Source organism: Candidatus Neomarinimicrobiota bacterium, from assembly GCA_034716895.1.
Taxonomy (GTDB): Bacteria; Fidelibacterota; UBA8477; order UBA8477; family JABMPR01; genus JABMPR01.
The window spans coordinates 64,173-79,303 of sequence record JAYEKW010000114.1 but is presented as its reverse complement, the minus strand read 5'-3'; the positions used below and the strand labels follow the sequence as shown (position 1 = coordinate 79,303).

At 45.5% G+C, this 15,131-nt stretch carries 9 protein-coding genes, 1 pseudogene and 1 CRISPR repeat array; of the genes and pseudogenes, 3 read left to right on the top strand and 7 right to left on the bottom strand.

Going from position 1 to position 15,131, the window contains the following annotated elements:
* Positions 1-32 precede the first annotated feature (32 nt).
* Positions 33-363: direct repeats of the CRISPR family, unit length 36 nt; unit sequence GTCTGAAACCTCCCCGAATTATTAGGGGATTAAGAC.
* Between the two features lie 782 nt (positions 364-1,145).
* Together dnaE and U9Q77_07500 are read right to left on the bottom strand one after the other, a co-directional pair.
* Positions 1,146-4,589 (bottom strand): DNA polymerase III subunit alpha, encoded by a 3,444-nt coding sequence (dnaE, locus tag U9Q77_07505; protein MEA3287205.1) that lies wholly within the window; start codon positions 4,587-4,589, stop codon positions 1,146-1,148.
* A gap of 37 nt (positions 4,590-4,626) precedes the next feature.
* The gene (locus U9Q77_07500) at positions 4,627-5,460 is read right to left on the bottom strand and encodes a geranylgeranylglycerol-phosphate geranylgeranyltransferase (GenBank protein ID MEA3287204.1); all 834 of its coding nucleotides are present in this window, start codon (positions 5,458-5,460) and stop codon (positions 4,627-4,629) included.
* A gap of 167 nt (positions 5,461-5,627) precedes the next feature.
* Here U9Q77_07500 and U9Q77_07495 point away from each other — a divergent pair, with 167 nt between their 5' ends.
* From U9Q77_07495 to U9Q77_07485, 3 genes and pseudogenes are all read left to right on the top strand, one after another.
* The gene (locus tag U9Q77_07495) at positions 5,628-6,065 is read left to right on the top strand and encodes a nucleoside deaminase (protein ID MEA3287203.1); all 438 of its coding nucleotides are present in this window, start codon (positions 5,628-5,630) and stop codon (positions 6,063-6,065) included.
* 67 nt (positions 6,066-6,132) lie between these two features.
* The gene (locus U9Q77_07490) at positions 6,133-6,834 is read left to right on the top strand and encodes a hypothetical protein (protein ID MEA3287202.1); all 702 of its coding nucleotides are present in this window, start codon (positions 6,133-6,135) and stop codon (positions 6,832-6,834) included.
* Positions 6,828-7,034: pseudogene (locus U9Q77_07485) on the top strand (DUF1456 family protein). Before U9Q77_07490 ends, U9Q77_07485 begins: the two are co-directional and overlap by 7 nt.
* Here U9Q77_07485 and U9Q77_07480 read toward each other — a convergent pair.
* The 5 genes from U9Q77_07480 to U9Q77_07460 all read right to left on the bottom strand — a co-directional run bounded on the left by U9Q77_07480 (position 7,018) and on the right by U9Q77_07460 (position 15,016).
* A complete protein-coding gene (locus tag U9Q77_07480) occupies positions 7,018-7,401 on the bottom strand; it encodes a hypothetical protein (protein MEA3287201.1) in 384 nt (127 codons plus the stop codon). The pseudogene U9Q77_07485 and the gene U9Q77_07480 overlap by 17 nt on opposite strands.
* A gap of 366 nt (positions 7,402-7,767) precedes the next feature.
* Complete coding sequence (locus U9Q77_07475; protein ID MEA3287200.1) at positions 7,768-8,748, bottom strand: nitronate monooxygenase; 981 nt, start codon at positions 8,746-8,748, stop codon at positions 7,768-7,770.
* Between the two features lie 38 nt (positions 8,749-8,786).
* Positions 8,787-9,134 carry a hypothetical protein gene (locus U9Q77_07470; GenBank protein MEA3287199.1) on the bottom strand — a complete coding sequence of 116 codons (348 nt, stop codon included), beginning with the start codon at positions 9,132-9,134 and terminating at the stop codon, positions 8,787-8,789.
* A 24-nt stretch (positions 9,135-9,158) separates the two neighbouring features.
* Positions 9,159-10,016, bottom strand: coding sequence for a peptide chain release factor N(5)-glutamine methyltransferase (gene prmC, locus U9Q77_07465; GenBank protein MEA3287198.1), 858 nt, complete (start codon positions 10,014-10,016; stop codon positions 9,159-9,161).
* Positions 10,017-10,213: 197 nt separating this feature from the next.
* Positions 10,214-15,016 (bottom strand): CapA family protein, encoded by a 4,803-nt coding sequence (locus U9Q77_07460; protein MEA3287197.1) that lies wholly within the window; start codon positions 15,014-15,016, stop codon positions 10,214-10,216.
* Positions 15,017-15,131 lie beyond the last annotated feature (115 nt).

Below are 15,131 nucleotides of genomic sequence, written 5' to 3'. Positions count from 1 at the left end.
GGTTCTGATTCATAAGTGTATGCTGGATTGATGTCTGAAACCTCCCCGAATTATTAGGGGATTAAGACGAAACTTCACCAACGCTACTCATACACACGCTGATGTGTCTGAAACCTCCCCGAATTATTAGGGGATTAAGACCCTTGAACTTTTTGTTCACTTTCACAGCATCTGGTGTACAAGTCTGAAACCTCCCCGAATTATTAGGGGATTAAGACTAGGCGTTCCCGCGTGGCAATCTCTTGGAGCCAAGCAGTCTGAAACCTCCCCGAATTATTAGGGGATTAAGACTACTACATCCTCAAGCGTGCCGGCCACTGACACTACGTCTGAAACCTCCCCGAATTATTAGGGGATCTCAAATGGTCAAAAGTTGAAAGTCAGGAAAGCGAGAGAACTCAGCTACAGGCAGAAGCTGTCTGATCCGTAGCGTAGCGCAGGAAGGCGAGGGAGTCCAGAGGGACGACGCTCAGCCAAACCTCCCCGAATTCTTAGGGGATTCCGTCGTCGCTCCTAAGGAGCTATGCCGTGACAAGTAAGACTGAGTTTATTGAATTGAGACAGGTTATTACCTTTCGACCTGAGTTGGGTTCCAAGACTTGAGATCTTAGACTTTGTACCTTCGACCAGAAGGGTCCTCCCCGCCTGCCGGGTCGTAGCTCGTAGCCTGGAATTTTCAGGAAAAACCTTTAGTTAAAAGTTGACGAAACCGCAAAAAGTATCTGGGAATTCATAAAATGTACCCTAAATCCATATATATTAACACTCCGCGTCATTTCGATGAACTCAATACAACGCTCTGCGCGCTGCGAGGGGGACTTTTTGCGAGGGCGTCAAAGTTGGAAATTATAAGTGGAGTGGCTGGCTTATGTTTAGGGTAAAGACTGTATTTTTTTACACGACCCCAATGCTATATCGAGTTCTTTTAACGGAGTAAAGACAAGGCATTGATTACCCAAGTTCTATAGAGAATACCTAAGTCAAAGGTGTGAAGCTCAAAAGTCTGAAAGTAAACAGTTGTCGGGGACCACTTGTGACAAGGACTTTCAATAGCAATAGAAAAACCTCCTCAGCCCTCAATATATAAAAAGAGGCCAGTCACCCAGCTCCTTCGTGCAATTAGCGTAATTCGCGGTTGAAAAAGGTTACCGCAGCCAGGCATTTCCTTCACCAAAGAGTTCACGCAAGTTACGAATAAAGCTACGATTAGCAGAAACGCGTATATTGCGAGCGACCATCTGGCGTTCCCGGTTTTCTTCATCTTGCAAATGGAAGATCAGGTTGCAGGCACCGGAATAACGACGGGCCAGAGCATGCATTTCATCAACATTATCACTTCGTACCGTATTTGGATCAAAGGCAATATGGACTTCACGAGCATACTCGTTCTGCGCCTCCACCAGAGGAATGACCTTATTGACCAGGATTTTGACATCATCATCACTACGCTTGGATACCTTGCCCTCCATGAAAACCAATGCATCGTTGGCGATATACTCTTTAAATTTTTCAAAAGTAGCCGAAAAAGTGAGAGCATCCACTGAACCATCAAGGCCATTCAAGGTAAAGAAAGCCATTTGCTTATTGCGTTTGTCGTAGTGGATCTTCATGGCAGAGATGATTCCACCAAGTCTCACCTCCTGCTCGTCCCGAACGGCAGTCAGATCAACCAAATCCATAGTGGAAAACGCTTGGATCTCAGTTTCGAAACCTTTCAATGGATGACCAGTGAGGTAGAACCCGATATAATCTCGTTCCCGATTAAGCAGATCCATGTTGTTCCAGGAGGGCGCTTCGCTTAATTCAGGTTCCCGGATCGTGGCTGATTCACCACTACCTCCGAAAAGATCGGTTTGGTTGGTATTTTTCAGGGTTTGAACCCGTTGTCCATGTTGAACGGCATCTTCTACACTGAGAAATTTTTCCCAACGAGCTCCAGGCAGGTTATCCATGGCTCCACTACCCACAAGAGCTTCAATCACACCCTTATTGATATTGTGTGAATCAACCCGGCTGCAAAACTCATAAAGCGTTTTAAAGGGACCGTGATCCTGGCGCTCCAGCATGATTGCTTCAGCTGCTTTGGCCCCCACCTTCTTAATGGAATTCAAACCATAGATAATACTTTTCCCATCACCGGGAGAAAAATGAACCTTACTTACATTCACATCAGGAGGGATGACGGTAATTCCCAGGTTACGACAATCAGCCAGCAACATCTGGATCTTATCCGTATTATCCTTTTCAGAGCTCAGGTTGGCGGCCATGAATTCTACTGGAAAATGAGTCTTTAAGTAAGCGGTTTGGTAAGCAATGACCGAATAGGCAGCCGAGTGACTCTTGTTAAAACCATACTCTGCAAATTTTTCGATCAAATCCCAGATTTTGGAGGAAAGCTTTTCATTGATATCATGCTGTTTGGCACCGGAGATGAATTCACCCTTCATCTCATCCATCAATGCCTTGATCTTTTTACCCATGGCCCGACGCATTAGATCTGCTTTGGAGAGTGAAAAACCAGCGATCACAGAGCCCAATTGCATGACCTGTTCCTGATAAACAATAATGCCGTAGGTCTCCTTCAGGATCGTTTCCATCAAAGGATGCAGGTAGGTGACGTTCTCTTCACCGTGTTTACGGGCGATAAAGGTGTTGATGTTACCCATGGGTCCCGGTCGATACAAGGCGTTCATGGCAATCAGATCTTCTAGAACGGTTGGCTTAAGTTTTTTCAGGTATTCTCGCATGCCAGTCGACTCAAATTGAAATAATCCAATAGTGAGACCATCGGCAAAGAGTTTATATGCAGCCTCATCATCCATGGGAATGTTGGCGATATCGATGTTAACATTCTGAAACTTTTTGATCAGATCAACTGCTTCTTGAATGACCGTGAGCGTTCGAAGTCCTAAAAAATCAAATTTTATCAGGCCGACATCTTCAATGGCTTTCATGTCATACTGGCTGGTCACTGATCCATCTTTAGCTGATTTGTAGAGCGGGATGTAGTCGGTAAGTTTACCGGGTGCGATAACCAGACCGGCAGCATGTTTTCCAGCGTTGCGATTCATGCCCTCCAGCACCAATGAATGATCAAACAGCTTGGTGTGTACTGCATCCAATTCTGACGCTTGTTTTAGTTCAGGACTTTTCTTCAACGCCTGGGATAGTGTAATTCCCAGTTCTTCCGGAACCAGTTTGGCAATGCGATCGGTTTCTTTGATGGGGATTTCTAAAACCCGACCCACATCCCGAATCACCGCCCGGGCTTTTAGCTTATTGAAGGTGATGATCTGAGTGACTGATTCTTCCCCAAAACGCCGACGCATATAGTCAATGACCTCTTCCCGGCGATCATAACAAAAATCGATATCAATATCCGGCATGCTAATTCGGTCCGGGTTAAGAAAGCGCTCGAACAGTAGATCATATTGCAAGGGATCCAGGTCAGTGATACCCAGAGAATAAGCAACCAGACTACCAGCGGCAGACCCACGACCAGGTCCAACAGGTATCCGTTGCTCCTTGGCGTAATGTACAAAATCATGGGTGATCAGGAAGTAGCCGGGGAAGCCCATCTTTTTGATAACACCCAGCTCATATTCCAGCCGCTCTTTATATTTTGAGTCAATTGTTTTAACCCGACGCTCCATACCTTCCCAGGTCAGATTGTCCAGATGATCGTTGAGTGAAAGTCCCTCAGGAATGGGGAACTCGGGCATATGGTTTACACCGGTTTCCAGCTTGAATTGGCACATCTCATCGATACGACGTGTATTGTCGATGGCTTCCGGGACATCTTTGAAAAGTTCCACCATCTGATCGGAACTTTTGATATAGATATCCTTTGTATCATATTTCAGACGCTTGATGTCGCTCACAAATTTTCCGTGTCCAATACAGAGCAAAGCATCATGGGCCTGATAATGGTCGGCGCTCACATAGTGGGCATCATTGGTGGCCACCAGGGGAATACCAGTGTCTTTGGAGATCTTGCGAATGACTTCTCGGGCAATGGCTTCCCGCTCCATCTCTCGACCTTCCAGGGTAAAGTGTCTCTGCAACTCAAGGAAATAATTACCCCGGCCAAAAATCTCATCATATTCAAGAGCCTGTTCTTTGGCCCTATCATAATCGCCGCGACTGGCGTGGTAGGTGACTTGACCGCTGAGGCAGGCAGAGGTGGCAATTAGACCCTCTGAGTATTTGCGCAGTAGGTCTTTATCAACCCGTGGTGTAAAATAAAACCCGTCCAGATAGGCCATGGACGTTAGTTTTAGGAGATTGCGATAGCCCGTATTGTTTTTTACCAGAAGGACAAGATGATAAGCTCGTTTTCCCTCTGTGGGCGTTCGCTTTTCAGTGTGGAGGCCGGGAGCAATATAAGCTTCCATTCCAATGATCGGCTTGATGTTGGCTTTGGTGGCAGCCTTGTAAAATTCAACAGCGCCAAACATGTTGCCGTGATCTGTAAGCGCAAAACTTTTCATCTCCAGTTCGGAGAGTTTTGCAATTATCTGGTCAATTCGAGCGGCACCATCCAGTAGTGAATAGTGAGAATGATTATGAAGATGTATAAAGTCGGACACGCGGTTTCCTTATAAAGATCCCTGACGGGAAAAACGGCTAAATTGGTCGACCAAGATAGAGTGCAGCCAGACCGATAAAAATATTGAGTTTTAAAAATAATTGAATTCGGGCAAAATTGTTTTTGGCAGGAAATCTCCATAAAATGATAGCGCAGATCAATATGGGGAAGTTTATCCCGATGATAACCAACCACAAGTACAACTCGTTGTAAGCCCCAAAAATATAGGGAAACAAATCCAGGACTATAAAAACAACCATGAGCAGAAGTGTAAAATTGATAGTAGCTGATTCTCCCCAGATCAGGGGCAGGGTTTTGGCGTTGACTTCCCGGTCACCTTCCTGGTCCTCCAGATCCTTCACAATTTCCCGGATAAAAGTGAAGCCGAATGCAAGGGCTCCCATGATTATCGTTTCTTGAATTGCTCCAAAAGCTGAACCCACATAAACAAAGGTCAATCCAAGCATAAAGGAAACCGTGATATTTCCGATCAGGGGCAGGCGTTTGAACCAGGCGCTGTAGGCGATGAGAAGCGGCATAGCGATCAACCCGGCTATGAGCAGAGTCGCGGCAGAAATGAGACTGGAAAAAAGGATACCAACCATAAAAAGGGTGATCATATATACTCTGGCGGTCATCAGGCTCATGTTTCCGGAAGGTAAGGGGCGACGTGGACGATTGATCTTGTCGATTTCAATATCGTAGATGTCATTGATAATGTTGCCTGCACCATTTATGGTGATAACCGAAAGAATAAGCCAAGCCAGGGTTTCGATCTGAGAAAGCTGATCTAGAAATGCAGCCGTCAGAATTACTGCCAGGGTGGCCTGGAGCAGGTTCAGTGGTCGCAAAATGGAGAGAAAAGCGGGCACGGTTTAAACTAAGGAAGAAGGAAGAAGGAAGAAGGAATAAGTAGAAAGGGGTCGGTGATTAAAATTACAGTTGTAGCGGACGAATATTCAAGTTCTCATTCTTTCTTGCTGTATTTCGACCTATACTTGACCCACTATTTTAAGTTAAGTAATTAAGAGGATGCAAAATGGATAAATTTTTAGCAGCAGCCATGGAAGAAGCCCGGAAAGGTTTGGCTGAAGGTGGTATTCCAATCGGCTCAGTCCTGGTAATTGATGGTGATATCGTAGGTCGTGGTCATAATCAACGCATCCAGAAAGGCAGCGCCATTTTACATGCTGAAATGGACTGTTTTGAAAATGCCGGCCGTCTAAAAGCGGCAGATTATCAAAAAGCCACTCTCTATTCAACCCTAAGTCCTTGTGATATGTGCAGCGGGACGGCCCTGCTATACGGGATTCCCAAAATTGTTATTGGAGAGAATCAAACCTTTCGGGGGCCGGAGGATTATGTAAGGTCACGTGGTGTTGAAGTTGAGGTTGTTGATAATCAGGAATGTCGAGATCTAATGAAGGCCTTTATTCAGACAAAACCTGAGCTTTGGAATGAGGATATTGGTGAGTGACAGGACTCCAGATATTGTTAAATCAGATTGAAGTCTTGTTGCCGTTCAAATATTGGAGAAATCAATAATGAATGAGAAAAAACAATCGATAGCTATACGAATAGTGTTGATCACCGCTTTTCTGCTAACGGTTCTATTTACATTACTGAGTGGGGTGGGAACCTATTGTGCTGCCTTTAAAACGGAACAATATCCCAGTATGGCAGCGCTGTTACCCTATCAATTGCTGTATCAAATACTGGTTATTGCCAGTATCAGTATCGGTTTGTGGGGGCTCTGGGGGTTTGGTGCACTGGTTCGAAAAAGAACCAATGCCTATCGGAATGCCATTATAATATTAAGTCTGGGACTATTGACTGGCACCATCCAAATGATTACTTCAGAAATAGTCCGGGGAAATTCAGTTCCAGTAAATTTTCGGGTTTACCTTACCCTGGTCACCCTGCTGATGTTTCTATTTGCCTGGTGGAAAGTCCAGGGGGCATTGATCGGCTTGGTAGAACCTGATAAAGAGGCCAATCCTGGATTGGTTGCCCTGGGGTCAGCATTAGTTGCTGGCGGGATTCTTACGCTAACAACCCACCTCTGGGTTGGGGACAGTCATTTTGCGGAGAATGGTTATAGTTGGGTTTATGATCTTAAAGGATATCTCCTGGTGTTTGGAGGAAGTCTGGTATTCTCAGGAAGCGGTCTCTGGTTACTTGTATTATTACGCAAACTGAGACACTTGAAGTCCCAAAATGTCGCGACTCTTGAGCGCAACGCATAGCTCTGAATCTAAAAGCAGAAGATGTGCTTGCTATTCTAGAGTTGGCTGATTTTAGCTTAAGTAAATATGAGCTAAGCGTCTTCTTTAGAAAACCGGACCACAAACACTACCGACGGCTTAGGAACCAAGTCCTGCGTAATTTTCTTAAAGGAATGCAAGTCAAGTACCAAGAAAAGCCAGAGTCTATTTCGCTGAGCTAAATGAGAAGACACCCTGCTTCCAGAAGATCCAACTGCTAAAGAGCAAGGCGGAACCGATGCTGATATCAAGTATGGCAACGGCTACCAGGAAAGTATGATTTCCTTGCGATGCCCGTGATAGGAATGATCCAGCCAGAATCATGATCACCAGAGCAATAAAGAACTGATAGCGGTAAAATTGCCACAACTTAGGTGATACCAGAGCATCAATACGAGCCATGTTCTTTTTGCAGCTCTTGATGAAGATAAAGCGGGTTTTAATTAAGCCGATACTGATACCTGCCATCCATGAAATGATCAACCCAAATCCTTCAGGTCGAAGTGTCTGGGCAGCATGGGAAAGAGTCCAACCTTTGGTTAAGAGCATATAGACACCAATGTACCAAAGGATGGCTGCCAGGACCTTTAAAGTTCTATGAGAGACATTCACCATGTCCCAAGGTAAGCAGGCGGATGCACGAGCAAAGCAAAACCGATTTTATACGAATTATTACAAAGTGTATTTTTAATACAGATGCTTGTATTGAGTAAAGTCGAAATGAAACACAGATATTCCCGGATTATACAAGCAGTATACTTTCTCGCCTGGAAGGGGTTGGACGAGTTCATGTTCAGGTTAATCGCGTCAGACGAAAAGTCCTCTCCTTGGGGAGGTGCCCAGCGGGCGGAGGGGGTCAATGACCTAGAGTAGATCACCTCCCGGCAAGAAGCCAAACATCAATATTACGGAGGATTAGGCTTTAAGGATGTTCTGGTACTGCTGTATGATCTCTGAGACAGGCAGTAGTTCCTGTATGCCCTCAACACTTTTCCCCGCTTGAAAATAGTTCTGGTAACTACCGCTTTTCCCAGAGGTGTCTTTCAGGTTTTTGAAAGAGCGTAGCGTATAAAACATCCGCATGTATTTCTTGGTCTTAGAACCGCGTAACATCCATTTGGCAAAAGAACCAGCCTTGACACCAATACGCTTGATATATCCATTTTCAATAACCGAAACAGGCACGCCAGATAGTTTATCCGTTAATACAATACTGGATTCATCTGCATCAAGAATGGCCTGCTTATAATCGGAGTGAGCGGTGCATTCGGTGCTGGCAATAAAACGGGTGCCCATCTGGATCCCGGAATAACCCAGGTCGATCATTGATTTGACATCCTGTGGATCACTGATACCACCGGCACAGATCAAGGGCTTTCCCAGGTCGATCAAATTTTCATAGAGTCGGGTGGCTGTCTCTGTCCCGGCATGTCCACCGGCCCGATCATTCACACCGATCAGTCCATCAACGCCACCATCCAATGCTTTTTCAGCCCATCTTCGGGTGGTTGTATTATGGTAGACCAGACCTCCCTGTGCATGTACTTTATCCACCACAAACCGTGGATTTCCCAATGCCGTCACAAAGAAGGATACCCCTTCCTCCAGCGAGATATCCAACCATTCCTTGACCCGGTCCAAGTACTTTTGTGAGCTCTTTTCAACCAGTAGATTTAGACCGATGGGTTTGTCTGTTAGTGTCCTGATGTAACGCAAACCAGCCCGGAACTCATAACCATGGACATAGGTCAGGCTCAAGGGCTGAACGACCCCAATGCCACCAGCCGCTGAGATTGCAGCGACTAATTCCGGATTAGAACAGGGATACATAGCACCCCCAATGATGGGCAGTTTGATATTTAGATCTTCACAAAATGATTTGGTTTGGTTTGTCATGATTTCCCCAACCTGTAATAAAACATTTATCCATAGATTTACGCAGAGACTTGATTGATATCATTGGTGTCTTTCCCTGACTTGGGATTTAAATAATAACTACTCCAGGCTGAGTAGACAGCGATGGTAAATATGATAACTGCCAGGCGAATCCAGTCATCACCCTCAGCGATCCGCAGCTGGATATATTGATAGGCAGAAAAGAGCCATGACAGGGCTGCCAGATATCCCACGCCCTGCAAAAGCGGAACTACCCAACCTCGCCTAATCAATAACAGGAAAGGAACAAACAGGACCAGCCCGGCAAAAAGGTTGTTATTAGCCCGGGAAAAGTGAGCCGCCAGAAGTAAGATCATAAAACTATAATTGATAATACGGATTCGCATGATGGTTGTCCTTTTTTTAAAGTACTAGGGGTGGTAACATCCGGAGATAACTCGCGGGTCACCATTATAATCTTGGATAATTTCCAAGTCACGATAACCTGCTTCCATAAAAATATTCAAGATGGATTTTTCCTGATGAACCCCTCCAAATTCGAAGTAGAAATGACCACCAGGGTTGAGTAAATCTGGCAAAATATCAGCATAGCGTCGATAAAAAGTAAGTCCATCAACTTCATCAAAAAGCGCGAGAGGCGGGTCAAAATCGACCACTTCTTTTTGAAGTTGATCTTTTTCTGAAGGGGCGATGTAAGGTGGGTTGGAAACTACCAGGTCAAAGCGTTCTTCAATATTAGGTAAGGTCTGAAGGATATCCAGCTCCTGAAAGGAAACCAGTGTGTCATTGAGAACAGCATTTTCACGAGCGAGTTGAAGCGCTTCAGAGGACACATCAATTGCCAGCACTTTTGCTTTTCCCAACTCTTGAGCAAGAGATAAAGCAATACAGCCTGAGCCGGTCCCAATATCCAAAATGCGAACCTCTCGATCTTGCACCAGACCCAGTGCTTTTTCAATCAGAACTTCTGTTTCAGGTCGGGGTATCAAAGCTGCCGGGCTGGTTTTGAGAGTCAGGTTCATAAACCCGGTTTCACCCACAATATGCTGAAGCGGTTCACGAGAACCCCGTCGCTTGATGTGTTCACGGTACTGATCCAGTTCTTCCGGGTTCAGAGGCCGGTCAAAGTAGAGGTAAAGTTCCAGACGGTTTTTGTCGAGAATGTCACCCAACAGTGTTTCCGCGTCCAAACGAGCATCAGGAACGCCTTTTTTTTCAAGAAAAGCAGTGCTCGACTTGATAATGTCTACTACACGCCAAATAGTCATGGGGGTCAATCTAGTTTTTATGGGTTAATGGTTGCTATTATATTAATGAAAATCGTATAATAAATAAGGTTTTTCTGAAGATATTTTAAAGGTTTAGGCCTTATCATCCTGAGATTCTCCAGGGATGATATCATCGCGCTTTGAGGGCACTTCGATAGATTCAGTGACTACTTTAGCGCGACACAGATGAGTGGGGTTTAACCAAACAAAATAATATTTACCAGCGAGACCAGGTCTTGAACATTGATATTTCCATCACCATTAATATCACCGGTTTCAAATTGAGGCGTGGTTGGAGTGATTTCACCAATGATAATATTTACCAGGATCACAATATCACTCACGGTATTTTGACCATCAAAATTCATGTCACCCGGCAAATATTGATCAAAGATTCTAATGTAATCAGTTTTTGTCTCAGTTAGAGGATTACCCAGGTTGTCCAGTACCGTAAGGCTTACCTCATAGAAACCGGCTTCGCGGTAAGTATGGGCTGGATTCTGTTCTATACTACTGCTTCCATCACCAAAGTTCCATTCCCACCAGCCAACGGGGCCTGCGGATAGATCACTAAAATGAATTTCTGTATCAACCAAAGCAATCGTCTCATCGGCCTGCAGGTCAACGGTTACAAGCTGGGGATCATTATAGACGGTTTCGGTAAATTCAACAGATGGATCCGGCATGGAAGAGCTATTACGTAGTTGCAGAAAATATAGATCATTTGGTGAGGTGATATTCAGGGCTGGAGCAGTATTCCAGTTGGTCCACTCGATCAAGTGAACCTCATCAAACCAGGTATAACCATCCCCTACGATGGGCATATCAGTATTTAGCCGGATATCAAAATACGCGGCGTTGTAAGGGGGGCTTGTTGCGTTGTGATAAAAGGTCCAATCGCTGGTTCCATCTACACCAGGTGTCAAATTATGGGTAGCCAAAGCAGTTGTGGTTGTCCGGCCAGCATAATAACGAACTTGAATCGTAGCGTTATTGCTGTTGAGGGTTTTGAGATAAGCCGAGACAGAATGTTGTTTGGTGGCATCAACCCGGATCCTGTTCTCAAGATTGGTGATCACATTATCACCAGAAGCCGGCGTGCGATGTTGACCGATGGAACGATCGCCGGCATAAGCTTCTGTGACATCCAGCCACTCATCACCACTGTTAATGTTCCATTGACTGGCGCCTTCATCTTCCATGTTTCCATACCAGAGCAGTTCCCGACCCAGCCGATATTCCCAGTTAGTGCCAGCAGGTGCCGACAAAGCAGAAATATTTCCCAGATGATGAATGTCCAGAGGAGCAGAAACCCAGTTGGGACCATTTTGTTCAAGCGTAAAAGAACGACGATTCAAAATATGGGTACGCGGCATGGATAGAGTATCCAGCCAAACCGAAGCGCGCACACCTTCCTGGTCAACATAGAGATAAGTGTCCAGTGCACGTGATCTTTCAGCCAGATAGTCCAGTAAATGGACACCCAGTGCTCCGGTTGCAGGCACGGGGATATAGTCATCAAGATATACTGGTGTTGCTGAAAAAGCGGTAAAGCCCGGCGCATCTATTTCGGCGTTGAGGATAACTGACGGAAAGGTTTCATGATAGTTCAGGTCAAAGACGAAATTCCCCAACGAATGGGCGATCAGTTTTCCGGCATAAACTTCAAGACCCTGGATAATATGTGGATGATGAACCACGACCAGGTCTGCCCCGGCATCAATGGCGAAATGTCTGATCTCACGATCCCACATATGCGGCACATCTAACAGAGGTGAATAGTTTTCGTCCTCGTCACTATCTTGAGGAAGATCCATATGCTCAATGATCTCTCTGGGAGCGATCCAGTCTTCTGGTAGAACTCCAGTTCCAAATTCATAGCTGTCATAACCAGCGCCGGGTTCAGAAGAGTATTCGCTGCCGGCATGCATTTGCATGACAACCAGGTCACTGACATCCCGAACGGTATTGACTTGCTGCAGCAGATAATAAGGTGTCAAATAGGCAAAACCGGGTTTGTTGTATCCGGCATTCAAGTAGGGTTGATAGTTGTTGTATTGACCGGTACGGTCGCTGTTGGCCAGCCAGGCGATAGCAATTCCTTTGGTGTTGGTGAAGATCGGTGAGTAGGCCTCATAAGTGTCAATACCAGAGCCGGAATAGAGAATATTATTGGCTGCCAAAGCCTGTTGAGTCGTCTGGAGTCCGATTAAACCATAGTCAAGCGTGTGGTTGTTTGCCAGGGTAACCAGATCGATCCCGGCTTCCACCAGTCCGGTGACATAATCCGGATGACCCTTAAAGACCACTGATTTGGTTGGATGTTCTTCACCATCTATGGTCATGGTACATTCTAAATTTGCAATGGTAAGGTCGGCTGCATTCCCCAGTTGCTCCAGTGTTGGCTCAAAAATTGAACCAACACCACCCGTTTCCAGAATACCACCTTCATTCTCATAGCGTCTGGCGATCATGATATCGCCCACAAAATTCAAGTTCAGAGGCAGGGAGCTGCTGCCGGGCTCAACCATAATTCGGGTGGTCGCCTGACCCATATAACCCGATTCATCACTGACCTGCAGCAAGACGGTATAATCATGGTCATCTTCGACCAGAAAAGAATGGATGGGGTGAACGGCCTGACTGGTTTCACCATCGCCAAAATTCCATAGATATGAGTGAGTATCGCTATCAGCATCATCAACAATGGATTGAAAACTAACGTCAACACTACGCTGATAGGTGCTATTACGATAAATCAGACCTTCGGTAAAACTGATATCAACTTCCGGGGCGAAAGCGATGGAGTTGGTGATATCAAACAGTTCGTCAAAATACACCTGCGCAGATGGATCTGAATCCCGGTCATTGATATATATAATATTGGTGAGTAGCGGATCGTAATCAAACCGGGCAAGCCAGTCATCCCCGATAGGCAAGCGATAGAGGTTCCAGGTGTCTTCAGGAAAATATCCCTGATAGACGGTGACCCACTCTTCGATATCCAATTGTTGGGAGCCGTCCAAAGCGTAGAACAAGGTGTTCAGGGAATCTTGAAAAGCGACCCCCTGGATCTCACCTAAATGATCCACATAAGCAGCGATCTGGAAAACCGAAGCCGGTGTAATGGAATAGGGGTCAATGGTTTGATTTTTCCAGGTGTTTCCCCATAGTTTCAGAGAATAGGGGGAATTCATAAAGGTACGACTTGAATTGAGCTCCCAGGAATCAGGATGTTGATCTTCATCAGAATATGACCCAAGGCTGATCTCGCCATCGTCAAAGTTCTCCAGGACATGGATCGATTCATGACCGGGAATACTATCCGTAATGGTTTCGCTCAATGGACCAATATTATCGAAATGATCCAGGGCCTGGATCTGGAATACATAGTTGGCAGATGGATCAAGGTTGTCAAACAGGAGGTGATCTGTGGCTGGATTAAGCAGGCGTACTTCTGAGAGGGCGTCCAGGTAGGGAGAGTCTTCAGTGAGACTATCGGTATCGTAAAAGATCCGGTAAGTCTTGTGATTTGTGTCGAAAACCGGATCCCAGTCCAAACTGACATAGGACTGTCCATCAAAGGCTGTATGCCAATTGTTGATCGCCTCAGGGGGTGAATTGTCGGGGACATCAACCCAGTTTTGGAGGTAGGCTTCCAGAGCATCAATAAATGGTTGATAATAATTCGCGAGGATACTGTAATTATGGTATGAACTTGGATATCCGCCTGCGTATAGTTCTGTCAGGGGCATCTCCATATTTTGAAAAAGCAGGGGTTTTTCAAATAGTTCGATCTGAACCCAGGGTTCATAGACAGCCCCATTGTTAAAAAACTGTCGGAGATAATTCATCTGAACACCGGTATTGGGTCCTAACAGGGTATAGGTATGGGGCATTTCATAATCCTGGCTGGCTCCATGATAGATCAGAGTGCCATTATAGTGGACCCTGTAGTATTCATCTACCCGGACGGCGGGATGTTCTCCAAAAGTGCCGGCGGCGATGGGGTATTCTGCAGTAAAATTTATCAGATCCAGATTATCATCTGCCAGATCCCGGATCGGTTTATTGGCGTTGCCGGCATCCCAACCCCCTGAGAGTACAATTGCTTGAAAATCAGTATGGGCTAAATTATCATCAAAACTATGGGTGTGAAGAATCAGGGGTGAATGTGGTCCGATCTGCATGAGCGAATCACACAAAACCTCATGGAACACCTGGAAAACGGTATTTGCATTACGGGAAGGATCAGAAAGTGATTTGTTGTTGGTATATGACCCGTAACCGGTCCATTTCAACTCACGACTTGCTCCGGCCATCATCATGGCAAAAGCATCGGTCTGGAGAAACATCTCAGTTCCGACATAGGGAGAAATAAAATCATCACAAGGATGGGGCATTTCGACCACAACATGTTGTCTGCTGGCATCAGGATTGAGAATAAACAAACCCCAGCCATTGGTAAAACTGCCTTCTACTTCATCACCGACAATATCGGGTTGATTGATATCCATATAGGATAGGTCAAGCTGTTCCCGTATGATGTAATAGGTACGGTTGTAGAGTACATCCTGGTACTCGACCAGTTCATAGTGAAAAGTGCTGCTGGAGTCACCGAGCATCTGGTCAACAGCATCAAGATCACCCACAAGCAAGGCCTCAAATATGTTACGCCAATGTTGCAGGGTGTATCCGAGTTCCGGGATAATCCGATAATCACCAAACCCATTGGTTTGAACATCAATCCAGTCCGGACCATAATCATTATAACCGGGATCAGCGATGCCTTCGGAAATATGGCTAACATAATTGTCATAAGCTGTCGTTGTTGATTCACCGCCGATAAACTCCATGAGATTCCCAGACTCATAAATGATCTCTGCCTGGAGGTCCGGCAGAAACAGGAGGAGCAAAAGGAATGCAGTGGATCGAGACCTGGAAATATTATTCACAATGGGCGGAAAATAAGGATTGTGAGGCTGAATGGTTACTGCCAATATCTAACATTTTAAGGCTCTTCCCCCAAATGCGTACCTGGAGACGAGGATATTAGGGATATAAGGGTATACGGTATAGAGGCTGTGTGAGAATAGGGACAACGTTTACCCCATG

Excerpts from the sequence above, each read along its gene's own strand:
- prmC (MEA3287198.1), bottom strand. The coding sequence starts at position 10,016 with ATGACTATTTGGCGTGTAGTAGACATTATCAAGTCGAGCACTGCTTTT.
- U9Q77_07480 (MEA3287201.1), bottom strand. The coding sequence starts at position 7,401 with ATGCTCTTAACCAAAGGTTGGACTCTTTCCCATGCTGCCCAGACACTT.
- U9Q77_07495 (MEA3287203.1), top strand. The coding sequence starts at position 5,628 with ATGGATAAATTTTTAGCAGCAGCCATGGAAGAAGCCCGGAAAGGTTTG.
- U9Q77_07490 (MEA3287202.1), top strand. The coding sequence starts at position 6,133 with ATGAATGAGAAAAAACAATCGATAGCTATACGAATAGTGTTGATCACC.
- U9Q77_07470 (MEA3287199.1), bottom strand. The coding sequence starts at position 9,134 with ATGCGAATCCGTATTATCAATTATAGTTTTATGATCTTACTTCTGGCG.
- U9Q77_07475 (MEA3287200.1), bottom strand. The coding sequence starts at position 8,748 with ATGACAAACCAAACCAAATCATTTTGTGAAGATCTAAATATCAAACTG.